Below are 15,342 nucleotides of genomic sequence, written 5' to 3'. Positions count from 1 at the left end.
AAGTCTTAGCGTGACCCCATGCCCACGACAACCACCTCGCCCACCCTGATCGCCCCGTTCACGCTCGGCGGGCTGGATCTGCTGAACCGGTTCGTGATGGCGCCGATGACCCGCTTCCGTTCCCCCGGTGGCGTGCCCACCGCAGAGGTCGCTGACTACTACCGTCGCCGGGCCGAGAACGGCGTCGGCCTGATCGTCACCGAGGGCACATTGGTCGGCCACCCGAGCGCGAGCCACGAGACCACCGTCCCGCGGATGACGGCGGGCCCGGCCGAGGCGGGCTGGTGCGGCGTGACCGCGGCGGTCCACGCCGTGGGCGGCCGGATCGCCACCCAGCTGTGGCATCTCGGCAGCGAACGCCGCCCGGTCGACGGCGTCGAGGCGTGGACCCCGTCCGGGGTGGGCGGCCACGCCATGTCCATCGCCGACATCGACACCATCCTGGCCGCCTACGCCGAGTCGGCCCGGGTGGCGGCCCGCGCCGGCTTCGACGCGGTGGAGATCCACGGCGCCCACGGTTACCTGTTGGACGAATTCCTGTGGCCGGCCACCAACCACCGAACCGACTCTTTCGGCGGCTCCCCCGCCCGTCGTGCCGCCTTCCCGGCCGAGGTGATCCGCGCGGTCCGCGCCGAACTCCCGCCAACGATGCCGGTGATCGTCCGCTTCTCCCAGTTCAAGGAACGCGATTACCAGGCCCGTATCGCCCAGTCCCCCGCCGAACTCGCCGAGATCCTCACGGTGCTCGCGGACGCCGGTGCCGACGCCTTCCACGCCTCCCAGCGCCGCTTCTGGGAACCGGCCTTCCCTGGCTCCCCGCTCAACCTGGCCGGCTGGGCCAAGAAGCTGACCGGCCGCCCGTCGATCACCGTCGGCTCAGTCGGCCTGACCAGCACTTTCCTCCATATGTCCCGCTTGACCGAGGGCCTAACGACCGGCGAGTACGACCTGGTCGCCGTAGGCCGGATCCTGCTCGGCAACCCCGCCTGGGCCCGCCTGGTAACCGAGAACCGCCTCACCGAGATCCGCGGCTACGACAAGTCCCACGAGGACGTCTACTTCTGACCTGATCGGCGACTGTCCCGCATGGATCGGTCTTCCTAAACTGGCGGTTCTCAGCAGTAGCACGCCGGAAGGCCGCCGCCCATGCCGCCCCGTACCCCCCGCGCGATCTTGGTCGGCCGGATCCTCTTCGCCGCCGTCGTGGCCTGCCTGGCCGCCTTCCTCTTCGGTGCCGGCCTGGAGATCGCCGACCAGCTGGCCAGCGCGATAGCCGTCGTGGTCGCCCTGGTCACCTTCGCCGCCACCTACCTGTTCCCACCCCCACAACCGCCCGTCACCCCCGATCCGCCCGCCACCGCACAACCGACCACCACCGCCGCAGGACCAGCCACCACAGACCCGAGCACATCCGCAGAACCGATCGCCGCCGCCGGATCGGGCACGGCCGATAACGACGTCTCCGGGGCGAAACCGGAATGCGTGGGCACGATCCCGCCTCTCGCCTCCGCCTTCCAGCCGCGCACCGGCCTTCGCGAACGCATCATGGCGGCCCGCGGCGCGGGCACCGACGTGGTCCTCGGCGAGAACGACGACGCCGGCCGCGCAGCCCGCGTCCTGTCCGGCGGCGGAGGGGTCGGCAAGTCGCAGCTGGCGGCGTGGTTCGCTCACCAGGCCATCGTGGAGAGGAGGACCGACCTGGTCGTCTGGGTCCCCGCCGGCAGCCCCGACCAGATCCTCACCGCCTACGCCCGGGCCGCCGAGCGAGTGAAGGCCCCCGGCGTCTCCGGCACCGACGAAAGCGCCGACGCCGCCGCCTTCCTGGAGTGGCTGCACACCACCGACCTGACCTGGCTGATCGTGCTGGACGACGTCACCGACCCCGCACACATCGCGGACCTGTGGCCTCCGGCCCGGCCGACCGGCTGGACCCTCGCCACCACCCGGCTCCAGGACGCGACCGTCCTGAGCAGCGGCCGCCAGAAGATCGACATCGACGTGTACAGCCCCGGCGAGTCGATCGCCTACCTCACCGCCCGCCTCGAAAGGGAGGGCCTGGCCGCCTGCCTCGACGACTCGGTCCCCGAGCTGACCGAGGCGCTCGGCCATCTGCCGCTCGCGCTCTCCCACGCCACCGCCTACCTGATCAACCAGGCTCTGCCCTGTCGCGCCTACCTGTCCCTCTACCGCGACAGCAGCCACCGTCTGACCGAACTGATGCCCGCCACGAGCCGACCCGACGACTACACCCGCCCGGTGGCGACCACTCTGCTGCTGGCGTTGAAGGCCGCCGACGTCACCGAACCGGTCGGCCTGGCCCGCCCCACGCTCACCCTTGCCTCGCTCCTGGACCCGGCGGGCCATCCCGAGGCGTTCTGGGGCACAGAGGCGGTCACCGGCTATCTGTCGTCCGCCGCCGGCGCCCCGGTCACCGCCTCCCGTGCCCGCGAGGTGCTCCGGCTCCTGTACCGCTACAGCCTGATCAACCACACCCCCGGCGACAGCGCCCGAGCAGTACGCATCCACGCCCTGACCGCCCGCGCCGCCCGAGAGTCCGCCAAGAACCTCCCCACCGCAGCTCGCGCGGCCGCCGACGCACTCCGCGAAATATGGCCCGAGAACGACCATATGGTCACCGACCTCACCACCTCGCTACGCGCCAACAGCATCACGCTGTACGAGGTATCCGACGATGCCCTGTGGCTACCCGAGGTCCACACTCTGGTCCATTCGGTAGGAATTAGTCTCAGTGATGCGGGCCTGTACCGGTCAGCGGTCGATTACCGGACAGCCGTCGCGGAGAAGGCCGAGCGACTGCTAGGGAACCAACGCTCCGAGACCATCGACGCCCGCGCCAACCTCGCCGTCTCCTACGGGCGGGACGGCCGCACCCGTGACGCCATCGCGCTCGAAGAACAGGTACTGACCGATAGCGAACGCATCCTCGGCAACCAGCACCCCGACACCATCCTCGCCCGTGCCAACCTCGCCGCCTCCTATCGGCAGGACGGCCGCACCCGTGACGCCATCACCCTCCAAGAACAAGTCGTCGGCGAATCCGAGCACATCCTGGGCAACCAGCACCCCAACACCATCCTCGCCCGCGCCAACCTCGCCGCCTCCTACTGGCAGGACGGCCGCACCCGTGACGCCATCGCGCTCGAAGAACAGGTACTGACCGATAGCGAACGCATCCTCGGCAACCAACACCCCGACACCATCCGCGCCCGCGCCAACCTCGCCGTCTCCTACGGGCAGGACGGCCGCACCCGCGACGCCATCGCGCTCGAAGAACAAGTACTGACCGACCGCGAACGCATCCTCGGCAACCAACACCCCGACACGATCCGCGCCCGCGCCAACCTCGCTGCCTCCTACGGGCAGGACGGCCGCACCCGCGACGCCATCGCGCTCGAAGAACAAGTACTGACCGACCGCGAACGCATCCTCGGCAACCAACACCCCGACACGATCCGCGCCCGCGCCAACCTCGCCGTCTCCTACTGGCAGGACGGCCGCACCCGCGACGCCATCGCGCTCGAAGAACAAGTACTGACCGACCGCGAACGCATCCTCGGCAACCAACACCCCGACACGATCCGCGCCCGCGCCAACCTCGCCGTCTCCTACTGGCAGGACGGCCGGAAGAATGAGGCGGTCGCGCTGCTCACGAGAGCGGTGGAGCAGTTCAGAGAGATCGTCGGACCGAAACACCCGGATACCGTGGCGCACGCCCGAATGCTCGACCGCTGGGCTGACAGCGCCTGAGGCCAGACGAGCCGGAGGACCGGGCCGGGGCTACTGCTGGAGCGATTCGTCGGCTGGGGACTCCTCGAAGGCGGTGCCCAGCAGGGCGCGCAGGGCGGCCGCGTGTTCGGCCAAGGCTTGGCGGCCCTCGGTGGTGAGGGCCGCGGTGGCCCGGCGGCCGGTGCGGCGGACCTCGACATAGCCCGCCTCCTGGAGGCTGGTCAGCTGCTTGCTCAGTGCGGAGTCGCTGAGCCCGGTCGCCTCCCGCAGGAAGCTGAACTCGACGTGCACGGCCGGAGCGAGCAGCGACACGATCGAGAGCCGGACCGGGAAGTGCAGCAGCTCGTTGAAACCCGCTGGCCGGCCGCCGCTCATGGCCGCTTCCTCGGACGGGCCGCGGCGGCCTGCGCCGGCCCCACACCCAGGATCAGGACGATCGAGGCGGCCAGGCCGCCGATGGTGTTGGACGCGGCGACGTCATACAGCCGCATCACCGAGCCCACCACGATGGCGACATCTCGGCCAGCGCCCTCGACGCCTCGTCGACATCCATGTCGGACACCTTCCCCGTAGGCAACTGTTTCCTGAGAGGAAAGATACATGAACTCTTTCCTCGGAGGCAAGAGATGACCCAGTCGGTATGTCCACCCGGAGATCAACCACAGGTCATTCATAGACTTCGATGTTTCGATGCGGTTTCCCCAACGGCAGAAGGAGGAACCCATGCAGGACAACGAAGCCTTCGTGCGCGAGGTGCACGACAAGGGCCTCGCCTACGACCTACCCGTCATGACCCGGCGGCGGATGCTGTCCACGATCGGCGGGGCCGGCGCCCTGGCCGTGGCCGGCGGCGCACTGATCAACGGCACCGCCGAGCCGGCCCTCGCCGCCTGCGCCGCGGAGGTCGACTCGGAGACCGCCGGACCGTACCCGGCCGACGGCTCGAACGGCCCCAACGTACGCGTGCTCTCCGGCATCGTGCGCAGCGACATCCGGTCGTCGTTCGGCACGTCGACCACCACCGCGCCGGGCGTACCGTTGCAGTTCTCGCTGACCGTGCTGAACTCGGCCTGCACGCCGACCGTCGGCGCGGCGGTCTACGCCTGGCACTGCGACCGGCCCGGTCGTTACTCGCTCTACTCGTCCGGCGTCACGAACCAGAACTACCTGCGCGGCATCCAGGTGACCAACTCGTCCGGCACGGTGACGTTCACCAGCATCTACCCGGGCTGCTACTCGGGCCGGTGGCCGCACATCCACTTCGAGGTGTACTCGTCGCTGGCCGCGGCCACCAGCGCATCCGGGCTGATCAAGAAGACCTCGCAGATCGCGCTGCCGGAGTCCGTCTCCCGGACGGTCTACAGCAGCGCGACCGGCTATTCGCAGAGCGTCACCAACCTGAGCCGGATCACCCTGGCCAGCGACATGGTGTTCGGTGACGACCTGGCCGCCACCCAGATGGCGACCGTAACCGGTTCGGTGTCGGCCGGCTACGTGGCGAACCTGACCATCACGGTGCCCTAACGCAGCATGCCGTGCGGGTCCAGCACGTACTTGCGGGCCGCCCCCTGGTCGAACTCCTGGTATCCCCGTGGAGCCTCGTCCAGGGGGATCGGCGTGGCGTTGACGTTGCGCGCGATCCGCACCCGGTCGTGCAGGATCGCCATCATGAGCTGGTGGTTGTATTTCATCACCGGGCACTGGCCGGTGACGAAGGAGTGCGACTTCGCCCAGCCCAGGCCGAGCCGCAACGACAGCGAACCGACCTGCGCGGCCTCGTCCACCCCGCCCGGGTCACCGGTCACATACAGACCGGGTACGCCGATCGCCCCGCCCGCCCGGGTGAGGTCCATCAGCGAGTTCAGCACGGTGGCCGGCATCTCGGTCGACGAGTCCCGCCCGTGCCCCCGGGCCTCGAATCCGACCGCGTCGACGGCCGAGTCGACCAGCGGCTGCCCGATCGCGGGAGCCGCCCGCCCGAGGATCTGCTGCACCTGGTCGGCCGGTTCGCCGTGCGACACGTTGATCGTCTCGCAGCCGAAACTGCGGGCCTGGGCGAGCCGCTCGTCGTTGAGGTCACCGACGATGACGACCGCCGCGCCGAGCAGGAACGCCGAGGTGGCGGCGGCCAGCCCGACCGGTCCGGCGCCGGCGATGTAGACGGTGGAGCCGGTGGTCACGCCCGCGCTCACACAGCCGTGGTAGCCGGTCGGGAAGATGTCGCTGAGCATGGCCAGGTCGAGGATCTTCTCCATGGCCTGGTCACGGTCCGGGAAGCGGAGCAGGTTCCAGTCGGCGTACGGGACCATCACGTACTCCGCCTGACCGCCGACCCAGCCACCCATGTCGACGTACCCGTACGCTGATCCGGGTCTGTCGGGGTTGACGTTGAGACACACGCCGGTCTTGCGCTCCTTGCAGTTGCGGCACCGGCCGCAGGAGATGTTGAACGGCACCGACACGATGTCGCCGACCCGGACGAACTCCACGTCGGGTCCGACGTCCACCACCTCACCGGTGATCTCGTGCCCGAGGACCAGCCCTTCCGGAGCGGTGGTCCGGCCGCGGACCATGTGCTGGTCGCTGCCGCAGATGTTGCTGACCACGGTCTTGAGGATCGCTCCGTGCGGGGTCCGGCGGCCCACGTTCTCCTTGTTGACCCCCGGTCCGTCCCTCATCTCGTACCCGGGGTAGTCGATGTCGTGCACCTCGACCCGTCCGGGGCCCTGGTAGACAACGGCTCTGTTGCCCATGGCGCCTCCTTCACTAGTCACGGCCAGTCTCATCCGCAGCGTGACGTGAACAGAACCGTCAGTAGTGACAAATGATGCCTAGACGGGCCGTGGACCGTACTTTCCCTCCAGTTCCGTAATCAGCGCCGTGTCTTCGAAATTCAGCCGGCGCTCGTCGTAGCGGGAGTCGTCAGTGGTGTCCCAGACGTAGACGGTGACCGAACGCAACGGGGCCAGGTCACTCGTCCAGATCACCTTGATGGTCTCCTCCGCCACCGGCCCGAGGTCGGCACCCTTCCGGACCCCGACGCTGGCATCCAGCGACTTCCCGGCGGTGACGTTGTTCTGGTAGCTCAACCTGGTACGCACCACATCCGGGTTCTCTGCGAGCACCGCCTCCATCCGTTCAGTGATGGCGTTGTTCGCCTCCCGGGTCTCCGGGCTCTGAGCGCAGCCCGAGATACCGAGAATCAGCAGCATGACGGCCAGCGGTACCCAACGGCGGCTCACGGGGACTCCTGTCATGGTTCGCGGCTCAACTCGAAGACGCGGGAGGTCACCGCCGCGTCGCCGGAGGGAAGGAAGGCGGAGGCACTGTTCCGGAAGCCCACGACCGACGGGTGTGTACTCCCGTCGAGGTTCCGGCCGGCCGGAAGGTAGGACTCGGTGGTTCCGTGATTGCCCTCGAAGGTTCCATGCTGGTCGCCGAAGGTCACGGTGGTCCGGTTGGGACGGTCGGGGTTGTCGGCGGCGTCGAGGTGCGGCACGATGTCGTGCTTGTTCTCCAGGGAGAGCACCTGAACGTCGTCCGGAACCTCGATGCGGCCGACCGGAGAACCGGCCGTCACCACGTGGGTGACGTTGAAGTCGAAGTCCGCGGTTCCCCGGTCGTGCGCGGCCTGCATCGCCACCATGCCACCCTGTGAATGCCCGACCAGCATCACAGGATCGGTGCTGCTGGCGCCGGCCTGTTGCAACGCCATCGCGATCGCGCGTTCCCGGGCGGTCACGTCGCCGCCGAGCACGTGCACATTCGTGCCGAGGTCGTTCAGTTCCCGGTTGAAGCCGTCGGTGGGCAGGTTCCAGTCCTTGGTACCGGGCAGGTTCACGACGAACGACTTCGTACCGTCCGGACCGACGATCTGCTTCACGTCGATCTGGTCCGGCTGTCCTTCGGTCACGGTGCGGTTCTGGTAATCGAGGCCCTCGAAGATGTCGCCCAGGTTCCTCGGCACTGTCTGTGCGCGGCTGTCGATGCCCTCGATCTCGGTGACCCTCGGTGTGCCGTCCGGGTAGAGGCCGGCGATCAGGTCGGCGCCGCCCTTCACATCGGTGACCACCTCACCCCCGGTCAGCACCCCCAGCAGCCCCGGCGCCCCGCCCACGACCGCGTCCACGATGCCCGGATGATCGGTGATGATTCGCTGGAACGAGCCCGGATCCTCGATCAGATCGGTCACGATGCCCGGGTCGGTGAGCAGCAGCCCGGCGATCCCGGCCGGCAGTGTCACCGGCGCCATCGCCCCGGCGCTCCAGCGGACCGCGTCGATCAGGGCGGCCCCGGCGGCGTCGGTGGCCTCGTACGACGCCGACGCCGCTCGCAGCCCCACCGCCCGTACCCCGAACCCGGCCGCCTGCCCGCTCAGCCCGCCCGGTCCGTCGAGCGCCTCCACCAGCGCCGCCTCGAAGCGGGCCGCGGTGATCGGTGACAGGACCGCCGAGGCGAGGACGTCCGGGTCGGCGGCGACGGCGTGGCAGTCCACACTGGCCCGTCCGAGGGTCAGGGCCAGGTCGTCGCTGCTGCGGGCCAGCATGGCCAGGTCCGCGTAGTCGGCGCTGACCCCGCCCGCGCCGCCGGTGATCTCCGGTTCAGCCATGGGAGGCCTCCAGAATGGTGGCCAGTGCCGGGGCCAGCCAGCTCGGGAAGTCGGCCGGCTCGACCGGCTCGAACCGGACCTTCCGGCCGGGCAGGGGCCGCATCCCGGTCCACCGGTCGCCGGTACGCAGCCACACCACCCGCCCGGCGAGTACGCCCCCGTTCGGCGCCCGGCCGGTGACCAGCGCGGACAGCGTCCCGTGGGTGGCGGCGCGGGCCCGGGCCACCGGTCCCGTCGTGTCCTGCGGCAGCCAGGTGAACCAGGCCGGGTCCGGTTCCCGCAGCTCGTCCAGCGGCACGGTCCCGGTGAGCACCGGGGCCGGGTTGAGCACCGACAGCACCGAGGCGGGCTCGTCGGGTACGGCCCGCAGCAACTCCCGCCCGGTCTCCGCGGCCGCGAAGAGGGACAGTTCGGCCCGGTCGCCGGGCAGTGCGAACAGGCTTGCCCCGAACGCCCCGGCCAGCGCGTACCAGCCACGCAGCGCCCGTCCGCCCAGGCCGGCCTCGACCCGTACCGCCGCCACCGGCCGGGCCAGCACACCCAGGTTCACGGCGAGCGCCTCTCCGGGAGGCGGCCCGCCGGCAGAAGAACCGCCGACGACGATGCCCGGCGGCAGCGCGAGCCCCAGCCCCCGGGCGTAGCCGAGCAGTTGGGAGCCATCGAGGACGAGCCGCCGGGCCGCCATCACAGCGCTCCCTCGCCGCGCATGAACCGTCCCACCTCGAGCCACCGGATGTCGCCGGCGGCGGGCAGGTTGTCCGGCCGGAACGGCCAGTTCACCCACGGCGGCTCGGTCAGCCCCCGCCGCAGTGTGCGCCCGGCCGCCTCGATCAGGTCGTCGGCCCGGTCCACCAGGCTCTTCCCGGTGTCCACGAACCACTGCCGGGTCTCGCGTTCGATCTGGGCGATGTCGGCGATGATCTGCCGGACGCTGTCCGCGTGCTCGGCGAGCAGCGCGGCCGCGTGTTCGATCTCGGCGGCCTGCCGGTCCACTTCGGCCCGGTCCCGGCTGAGCCGCTCGCGGTAGGCGGCGGCCCCGTCGGACACCCACTTGGCGGCGTGCCCGCGCGCCTCGTGGGTGGCCGCCTCGTCACGGATCCGCGCGGCCCTCTCCCGGAGCCGGGCAGCCAGCCGGTCGAGCTCGTCCGGGTCCCCGTACAGCCCCATCGCGCCCACCTCCCAGCATGACGTCTCGCTGGGGTCTACGCCGGGGGCCCGGTTTCCGTTCAGGGGCGCCGCGAAGTCGGCACCACCATCCGGGCGCCGAGCGAGTGCGCGATCAGCACGCCCGCGACGGCCACGAACACGATGTCCTTGATGATGTACTGCGCCTCCAGCGTCGGCCGGAAGTTCACGAACAGGTCGGCGGGGAACAGCACCAGCGGCGACATCATCCCGGCCAGCACCGGCAGCAGCAGTGTCAGCCCGGCCCGCAGCGCGATCCCGCTGATCAGCACCACGCCGAGGGCGACCTCCACCAAGGCGGTGCCGACGACCGCGGCCCGCCCGCCGATCAGCCCGAACGTCAGCAGATCCACGGTCCGCATCACCAGCGGCTCGGCCGGTGACGCGCCCGGGACGAATTTCAGGTTCCCGAACATCACCAGGATCATCCCGAGCGAGATCCGCAGCGCGTCCGGGCTGCGCGCACCCAGCCATGCGGCGATCCGCACCCGCAGCGGGGTCTCTTCGCCGACTCGTACCAGCTCACCGACGCTCATGACGCCTCCCCTCCGGACCTTCGCGCGTCTGCCGCGCTCTGCCCTTAACGATCCGGCGGCGGCTTTCGCCGACGATTCCGCCGCCGCGCGTCAGTCCCGCCGCGTGAGCCCGCTCACCCCCAAACCCCATTCCCGGTACGGGCCAGAGCGCCCCCAGAAGCACGAACACCGCCCCGCCCGCCCCCAGCGACCACCTGCGCCCTCCAGGCCGTAACGCCCGCATCCGGGCCGTGCGGCCCGTCACCGCGAGGGTGAGTGGGCAGCTCAGCCCGGCGGGCGCGGCAAAGGCGCGCGTGGGCGGATGCTCGCGGGTCTTCCCACGGCAGAGCACCAGGGGCGTACCGGAAAAGGGTTTGAGAGGAAGGTCCTGGCTGGAGGGACGCGGGGTGAAAGACGTCCCCGGCCGACGGGCGGCCGGGGACGTGGGCGGAGCGAGGCTGGTCAGGCGGCGTGGATGAGGACACCGCCGCGGGTGGGGGCCGGTTCGGTCGCGGCGAGGGTGACGCGGGTGCGGACGGGTTCGCGAGGCAGGGGTGCGGCGCCGGCTCCGGCGGTGGGGCGTGGGCGCCGCGGCTGGAGGCGGCCGGCGCTGCCGCCGCGGCCCGGGTAGATGAGCAGGCCGTTGACCGGGTCGGGGACGGCGTCGAGGGCGGCCTGGACGGCGGGCAGCTCGCGGAAGGCGGGCCAGGCCTCGGCATCCTTGAAGGCGATCTCCAGGAGCAGGCCCCAGCGGAACGGATGCCACGCCCACTGCTGGGCGCCGTGGGACACCGCGGCGGACAGCAGGACCTGCTCGTGCGAGTCCCGCCATCGCTCGGCGGACGACAACGGCCCGTCAAGGATCTCGATCGACCACCACTGCAGACTCATATCGACCACCATCGCAGCTCACCGTGCCCCCGATGCTACTGCGGCGGATCGGTTACCCGGGCGGATTCGGCACGTTCACGGCTGAGGTTGGCACCCGCGACGACGGCGGCCGTGATCGAGCGACTCCTAGGCCGCGTGCCTTCCGGAGTGCCGGTCGGCGGCCGGCAGAGCGGCACGCCGGCGGGCGCGCCGCAGGCCGTGCCGGGCCGGCCTGCTGGTGCGGGCCTCGGGCAGTTGCGGGCCGGCCCAGGAGGGGATGGCGCCGGGCCGGCTCAGGGTGCGGTCCGGGGGGATCCACAGCGGCTGCGGGGTGATCGGCGAGCCCCACCACATGATCGTCCCGTAGCCGCGGACCAGTGGCGGCTGGAGCGCCGGCCAATACGCCTCCGCGGGGATGGCCAGCCGCCACGTCTCGGCGGGCACCAGCGCCAGCCCGGCCCGTGGGGGCGGCACCATCACGGCCGTGCCGGCGGGGACGAGCGCGGGCTCGTCGCCGGCCGGGGCGACCGCGGCGGGCGCCGAGGCCAGCACGATCGCCGAGCCGACGGTGACCGCGCCGGCGGCCAGGGCGGCCCACTCCCAGCCGGGGCGGACGGTGTCACCGATCAGGGTGAGCGCGATGATCGACGGCAGCACCACCTCGCCGGTCCAGTGGACCGCGGTGACCCGGCCGACCTCGCCGCCCTGGAGGGCGCTGGCGTAGAGCAGCATGCCGGTCAGCGCGAACAGGATCATGGTCCAGGTGACCGGCTCGGTGACCACCGCGACCACGGCGGTGGAGGCCTGCCGCATCTCCTCATCGGGGAACTGGAGGGCGCGGCCGGAGATCGCCGCGCCGCCGAGGGAGAAGCCGCCGATCATGGCGATCAGGCCGGGCCGGCCGGTCCTGGTGGCGCCCCAGCCGAGCGCCCACAGGCACATCAGCGCCGCGACCAGGCCGATCCGCACCCGGATGGACGGCAGCATCTCGTGCTGCTGGCCGGCGGAGAGCGCCAGGACGCCGAGGGCGGCGGTGGTGCAGACGATGGCGGCCACGTCCCGGCGGCGCAGCTTGGAGCCGAGGAACAGCCACGCGCCGACGGCGGTGACCGCGAGCGAGCCGGCCAGGACCGACTCGACCACGTAGACCGCGAGATGCTGGAGGGCGACGATCGCGCCGACCCAGGCGACGATGTCGAACCCGATGCCGATCAGGTAGAGCGGGTGGCCCAGGGTACTGACCGTGCTGTGGCTGCGCTTGGCGCCGACGGCCTGGAGGATCGATCCGGTGGCGTAACTGAACGCCCCGAAGATCGCCATCCCCAGCGCGAACCAGCTCATGGAGGTCATCGCCCAACCCCCACAAGATCACGCTCAGTGGATCGATCGGTCACACTCGGATCATATGACCCGGAAAAGATCCAAGCGAGCGAATCCTTCGATGGTCTCCGCGATGCGCCGCAGATCCCCCGGGCCGCACCGGTGGTCGACCGGCAGGGTCAGCATCCGCGCCGCCAGGCCGGCCGCCTCGTCGTCGCCGCTCCAGAATCCGGTCCGGTCCTGCCGCCAGTGCACCGGCGCGTAGATCCCGTGCCGGGCGAGGTGGGCGAGGAGCGCGTCGCGTACCTGCTCGGAGGGGCAGGTCAGCTGGACCCGGAAGCCGTCGGAGGTCACCCGGCCGACGAGGGCCGCGGCGATCTCGGCGGCGTTGCGGGCGTTCGCCGCGCGGATCCCGGCGACGTCGAGGACCGGCAGCACCGCGGTGGTGAACGCGGAGGCGGCCGCCGCGCTGCCCAACAGCTGGTGCTCACCATGCTGCTGAAGCTCGCGGAAGTGGTCCTTGGGCACCGGCCGCCCGTCCAGCCAGGCGGCCTTGAGCAGCATGGCGGTCAGTTTCAGCTCGGCGCCGCCGGACGCCGGACCGGCCGGCACCGGCAGGTCGAGCCCGCGCGGCGACCACAGCAGACCGCCGTCCGGCAGCGGCAGCGTCTTGCGGAGCGAGGCCACCGCGTACGCCGCCGTGCTGGCACAGGCCCACTCGCTGAACGGGTCGTGCGAGTGGTCCTCGATCACCGTGACACCGGGGTGCGCGCGCATCCACGCGTCCCAGGCGGTGCCGTCGTCGCGGCCGAACAGGCTCTGCGCCAGCACCACGTCGCCGTCCGCGGCGCGCAGCGTGTCCCAGCGCGGCCCGTCCCCGTCCGGCAGGTGCCGGTACCAGGCGATCGGGACCTGGGCGGAGAGCGCCTCGGCCACACCCATGCAGAAGTAGGTGGGCACGTGCAGCCGCCCGGCCGGGGCGAGCAGGTCCAGCAGCGAACTGAGCGCGCCGCACCCGGTGGCGAACAGCGCCCGCCGGGTGGGCAGCCAGCCGGGCAGGCCGCCCCGCTCGGTGCTGAGCAGGGCGGCCGGGTCCCAGTGGAACTCGGAGCCGATCTCAGCCGACACGGCTGACTTCCTCCGCGGGGGCCTGCTGGCGGGTGACGTTGAGCTGGTCGACGTGGACCGGCGGCTCGTCACGGTTCAGGCTGACCGCGGTCCGCCACACGATCCTCAGGTCGAGCAGGGGCGACCAGTTGTCGACGTACCAGCGGTCCAGGACGAACCGCTGCGCCCAGTCGATGTCGTCGCGGCCGTTGACCTGCGCCCAGCCGGTGATGCCGGGCTTCACCTCGAGGCGGCGGGCGTCCTCCGGCGAGTAGCAGGCGACCTGCGGCAGCACGTCCGGGCGGGGGCCGACCAGGTTCATCTGCCCGCGCAGCACGTTGATCAGCTGGGGCAGCTCGTCCAGGCTGGTCCGCCGCAGGAACCGGCCGCACCGGGTGATCCGCGGATCGTTCTCGACCAGGCCGAACGGGTCGTCGATGCCCAGCTCGGCGCTCATCGCCACCGAGTTGTGCACCATCGAGCGGAACTTGAGCATCCGGAACGGTACGCCGCCCTTGCCGGCGCGGTCCTGGACGAAGAGGACACCCTTGCCGTCGGCGATCCGGATCCAGGCGGCCAGGGCCAGCATCACCGGGGCGAGCAGGAGAAGAAGGAGCAGGGCGGTCAGCCGGTTGAGGCCGTTCCAGATCAGGCGCACGATGTTCCTCTTCTCCTACAGTGACTCGACGTTCGGGCCGGTCAGGCGGTGCCGGGTGTCCAGCACGTATTGCGCGTGTTCCAGGACCAGGTCGAGGTCGAAGTCGTCGTGGTCGGCGAGCAGCACCACGGCGTCGGCGGCGGCGATCTGGTCGGCGATGAGCGGGACCATGCCGACCCGGCTGTCGACGTGGGCGTCCTCGACCACGTGCGGATCGGTGGCCCGGACCTCGGCGCCCATGTCCAGCAGCAGGGACGCGACGCGGCGGGCCGGCGACTCCCGGGCGTCGCCGCTGTTCTTCTTGTAGGCCAGGCCGAGCAGCAGGATCCGCGACCCGTTGACCGCCTTACGGCGCTTGTTGAGGGCGGCGACCAGGCGGCGTACCACGTAGTCGGGCATGTGGTTGTTGATGTCGTTGGCCAGCTCGACGAAGCGGAAGCTCTGCCCGAGGGTCCGCTGCACCCGCCACGACAGGTAGGACGGGTCGATCGGCAGGCAGTGGCCGCCGACGCCGGGGCCGGGGGTGAACCGCATGTAGCCGAACGGCTTCGAACTGGCGGCCGCGATCGCCTCCCAGACGTCGATGCCGAGGTCGTGCGCGTACACCGCGAGTTCGTTGACCAGGGCGATGTTGACGTGCCGGAAGGTGTTCTCGAGGAGCTTGGCCAGTTCGGCGACCTTGGGGTCGGAGACCGGTACGGTCTGCTGAACAACCGAGGCGTAGAAGGCCTGCACCCGCTCCAGGGAGGCCGGGTTGATACCGGAGACCACCTTGGGCGTGGTGGCGAGGTTCCACTCCCGGTTGCCCGGGTCGATGCGCTCGGGGCTGTAGCCGAGGTGGAAGTCGACGCCGGCGATCAGCCCGGAGCCCTCCTCCAGCAGCGGCGCGACCAGCTCGGTGGTGGTGCCCGGGTAGGTGGTGGACTCCAGCGCCACGGTGGCGCCCGGCCGCAGGTAGCGGGCCAGGGTGCGGGCCGAGTCCTCGATGTAGGTGAGGTCGGGGCTGCCATCGCGCAGCGGTGTCGGCACGGCGATCACCGCGACGTCGAAGCCGGCGCACGCGCGGGGGTCCGACGACGGGTGGAACGAGCCGTTCGCGAGGACGCGTTGCAGGTGGGCGGAGGAGATGTCGTCCACGTACGACTCCCCGGCGGCGAGCCGTTTGATCCGCTCGTCGTCGACGTCGAACCCGACGACGGTGTGCCCGACCTCGGCCGCGCGGACCGCGAGTGGCAGTCCCACGTAACCCTGACCGGCGATGACGACCCGCAGCATGGGCGTGTTCTCCTTAAACATTTTCCGGGCCTTGCGGAGGCGGCGCCCGTAGCGCC

The 15,342-nt window shown here is 70.9% G+C and carries 16 protein-coding genes; 3 read left to right on the top strand and 13 right to left on the bottom strand.

What is annotated here, in order from left to right; all coding sequences use genetic code 11:
* Positions 1-18 precede the first annotated feature (18 nt).
* Positions 19-1,065 carry an NADH:flavin oxidoreductase gene (locus BJ964_RS22080; RefSeq protein ID WP_188122439.1) on the top strand — a complete coding sequence of 349 codons (1,047 nt, stop codon included), beginning with the start codon at positions 19-21 and terminating at the stop codon, positions 1,063-1,065.
* An 81-nt stretch (positions 1,066-1,146) separates the two neighbouring features.
* Positions 1,147-3,768, top strand: a complete 2,622-nt coding sequence (locus tag BJ964_RS22075) for a tetratricopeptide repeat protein (protein ID WP_188122438.1) — start codon at positions 1,147-1,149, stop codon at positions 3,766-3,768.
* A 30-nt stretch (positions 3,769-3,798) separates the two neighbouring features.
* Here the strand turns inward: BJ964_RS22075 and BJ964_RS22070 are convergent, their stop codons facing one another.
* A complete protein-coding gene (locus BJ964_RS22070; protein ID WP_188122437.1) occupies positions 3,799-4,122 on the bottom strand; it encodes a transcriptional regulator in 324 nt (107 codons plus the stop codon).
* The gene (locus tag BJ964_RS48060; RefSeq protein ID WP_262479353.1) at positions 4,119-4,241 is read right to left on the bottom strand and encodes a hypothetical protein; all 123 of its coding nucleotides are present in this window, start codon (positions 4,239-4,241) and stop codon (positions 4,119-4,121) included. Before BJ964_RS48060 ends, BJ964_RS22070 begins: the two co-directional genes overlap by 4 nt.
* A 229-nt stretch (positions 4,242-4,470) precedes the next feature.
* On the opposite strand from BJ964_RS48060, the gene BJ964_RS22065 reads away from it, so the two are divergent.
* A complete protein-coding gene (locus BJ964_RS22065) occupies positions 4,471-5,271 on the top strand; it encodes an intradiol ring-cleavage dioxygenase (RefSeq protein WP_188122436.1) in 801 nt (266 codons plus the stop codon).
* Here the strand turns inward: BJ964_RS22065 and fdhA are convergent.
* The 11 genes from fdhA to BJ964_RS22010 all read right to left on the bottom strand — a co-directional run bounded on the left by fdhA (position 5,268) and on the right by BJ964_RS22010 (position 15,286).
* The gene (fdhA, locus tag BJ964_RS22060; RefSeq protein WP_188122435.1) at positions 5,268-6,500 is read right to left on the bottom strand and encodes a formaldehyde dehydrogenase, glutathione-independent; all 1,233 of its coding nucleotides are present in this window, start codon (positions 6,498-6,500) and stop codon (positions 5,268-5,270) included. The two genes, BJ964_RS22065 and fdhA, sit on opposite strands and share 4 nt — an antisense overlap.
* A 78-nt stretch (positions 6,501-6,578) precedes the next feature.
* The gene (locus BJ964_RS22055) at positions 6,579-6,989 is read right to left on the bottom strand and encodes a hypothetical protein (protein ID WP_188122434.1); all 411 of its coding nucleotides are present in this window, start codon (positions 6,987-6,989) and stop codon (positions 6,579-6,581) included.
* 11 nt (positions 6,990-7,000) lie between these two features.
* Positions 7,001-8,356 carry an esterase/lipase family protein gene (locus tag BJ964_RS22050; protein ID WP_188122433.1) on the bottom strand — a complete coding sequence of 452 codons (1,356 nt, stop codon included), beginning with the start codon at positions 8,354-8,356 and terminating at the stop codon, positions 7,001-7,003.
* Entirely contained in the window at positions 8,349-9,041 is a 693-nt protein-coding gene (locus tag BJ964_RS22045; RefSeq protein WP_188122432.1) for a hypothetical protein, read from the bottom strand. The genes BJ964_RS22050 and BJ964_RS22045 overlap by 8 nt, the downstream gene beginning before the upstream one ends.
* Positions 9,041-9,523, bottom strand: coding sequence for a hypothetical protein (locus tag BJ964_RS22040; RefSeq protein WP_188122431.1), 483 nt, complete (start codon positions 9,521-9,523; stop codon positions 9,041-9,043). The genes BJ964_RS22045 and BJ964_RS22040 overlap by 1 nt, the downstream gene beginning before the upstream one ends.
* 59 nt (positions 9,524-9,582) lie before the next feature.
* Positions 9,583-10,077 carry a DoxX family protein gene (locus BJ964_RS22035; protein ID WP_188122430.1) on the bottom strand — a complete coding sequence of 165 codons (495 nt, stop codon included), beginning with the start codon at positions 10,075-10,077 and terminating at the stop codon, positions 9,583-9,585.
* Between the two features lie 441 nt (positions 10,078-10,518).
* Positions 10,519-10,947 carry a hypothetical protein gene (locus BJ964_RS22030; RefSeq protein ID WP_188122429.1) on the bottom strand — a complete coding sequence of 143 codons (429 nt, stop codon included), beginning with the start codon at positions 10,945-10,947 and terminating at the stop codon, positions 10,519-10,521.
* Between the two features lie 126 nt (positions 10,948-11,073).
* Positions 11,074-12,276: a hypothetical protein gene (locus BJ964_RS22025; protein ID WP_188122428.1), complete on the bottom strand. Its 1,203-nt coding sequence runs from the start codon at positions 12,274-12,276 to the stop codon at positions 11,074-11,076.
* A 51-nt stretch (positions 12,277-12,327) separates the two neighbouring features.
* On the bottom strand, positions 12,328-13,374 hold the full coding sequence (locus BJ964_RS22020; protein WP_188122427.1) for a hypothetical protein: 1,047 nt from the start codon (positions 13,372-13,374) through the stop codon (positions 12,328-12,330).
* Positions 13,364-14,011, bottom strand: a complete 648-nt coding sequence (locus BJ964_RS22015; protein ID WP_229806917.1) for a sugar transferase — start codon at positions 14,009-14,011, stop codon at positions 13,364-13,366. The genes BJ964_RS22020 and BJ964_RS22015 overlap by 11 nt, the downstream gene beginning before the upstream one ends.
* A 15-nt stretch (positions 14,012-14,026) precedes the next feature.
* Positions 14,027-15,286 (bottom strand): nucleotide sugar dehydrogenase, encoded by a 1,260-nt coding sequence (locus tag BJ964_RS22010; RefSeq protein WP_203832480.1) that lies wholly within the window; start codon positions 15,284-15,286, stop codon positions 14,027-14,029.
* Positions 15,287-15,342 lie beyond the last annotated feature (56 nt).

The organism is Actinoplanes lobatus (assembly GCF_014205215.1).
Taxonomy (GTDB): Bacteria; Actinomycetota; Actinomycetes; order Mycobacteriales; family Micromonosporaceae; genus Actinoplanes; species Actinoplanes lobatus.
This window is presented reverse-complemented; position numbering and strand designations above follow the sequence as displayed.

What these genes read in the sequence shown, in the direction of transcription:
- BJ964_RS22075 (WP_188122438.1), top strand. Translation starts at nt 1,147, where the DNA reads ATGCCGCCCCGTACCCCCCGCGCGATCTTGGTCGGCCGGATCCTCTTC.
- BJ964_RS22065 (WP_188122436.1), top strand. Translation starts at nt 4,471, where the DNA reads ATGCAGGACAACGAAGCCTTCGTGCGCGAGGTGCACGACAAGGGCCTC.
- BJ964_RS22045 (WP_188122432.1), bottom strand. Translation starts at nt 9,041, where the DNA reads ATGGCGGCCCGGCGGCTCGTCCTCGATGGCTCCCAACTGCTCGGCTAC.
- BJ964_RS22025 (WP_188122428.1), bottom strand. Translation starts at nt 12,276, where the DNA reads ATGACCTCCATGAGCTGGTTCGCGCTGGGGATGGCGATCTTCGGGGCG.
- fdhA (WP_188122435.1), bottom strand. Translation starts at nt 6,500, where the DNA reads ATGGGCAACAGAGCCGTTGTCTACCAGGGCCCCGGACGGGTCGAGGTG.
- BJ964_RS22070 (WP_188122437.1), bottom strand. Translation starts at nt 4,122, where the DNA reads ATGAGCGGCGGCCGGCCAGCGGGTTTCAACGAGCTGCTGCACTTCCCG.
- BJ964_RS22040 (WP_188122431.1), bottom strand. Translation starts at nt 9,523, where the DNA reads ATGGGGCTGTACGGGGACCCGGACGAGCTCGACCGGCTGGCTGCCCGG.
- BJ964_RS22010 (WP_203832480.1), bottom strand. Translation starts at nt 15,286, where the DNA reads ATGCTGCGGGTCGTCATCGCCGGTCAGGGTTACGTGGGACTGCCACTC.
- BJ964_RS22050 (WP_188122433.1), bottom strand. Translation starts at nt 8,356, where the DNA reads ATGGCTGAACCGGAGATCACCGGCGGCGCGGGCGGGGTCAGCGCCGAC.
- BJ964_RS22030 (WP_188122429.1), bottom strand. Translation starts at nt 10,947, where the DNA reads ATGAGTCTGCAGTGGTGGTCGATCGAGATCCTTGACGGGCCGTTGTCG.
- BJ964_RS22035 (WP_188122430.1), bottom strand. Translation starts at nt 10,077, where the DNA reads ATGAGCGTCGGTGAGCTGGTACGAGTCGGCGAAGAGACCCCGCTGCGG.
- BJ964_RS22080 (WP_188122439.1), top strand. Translation starts at nt 19, where the DNA reads ATGCCCACGACAACCACCTCGCCCACCCTGATCGCCCCGTTCACGCTC.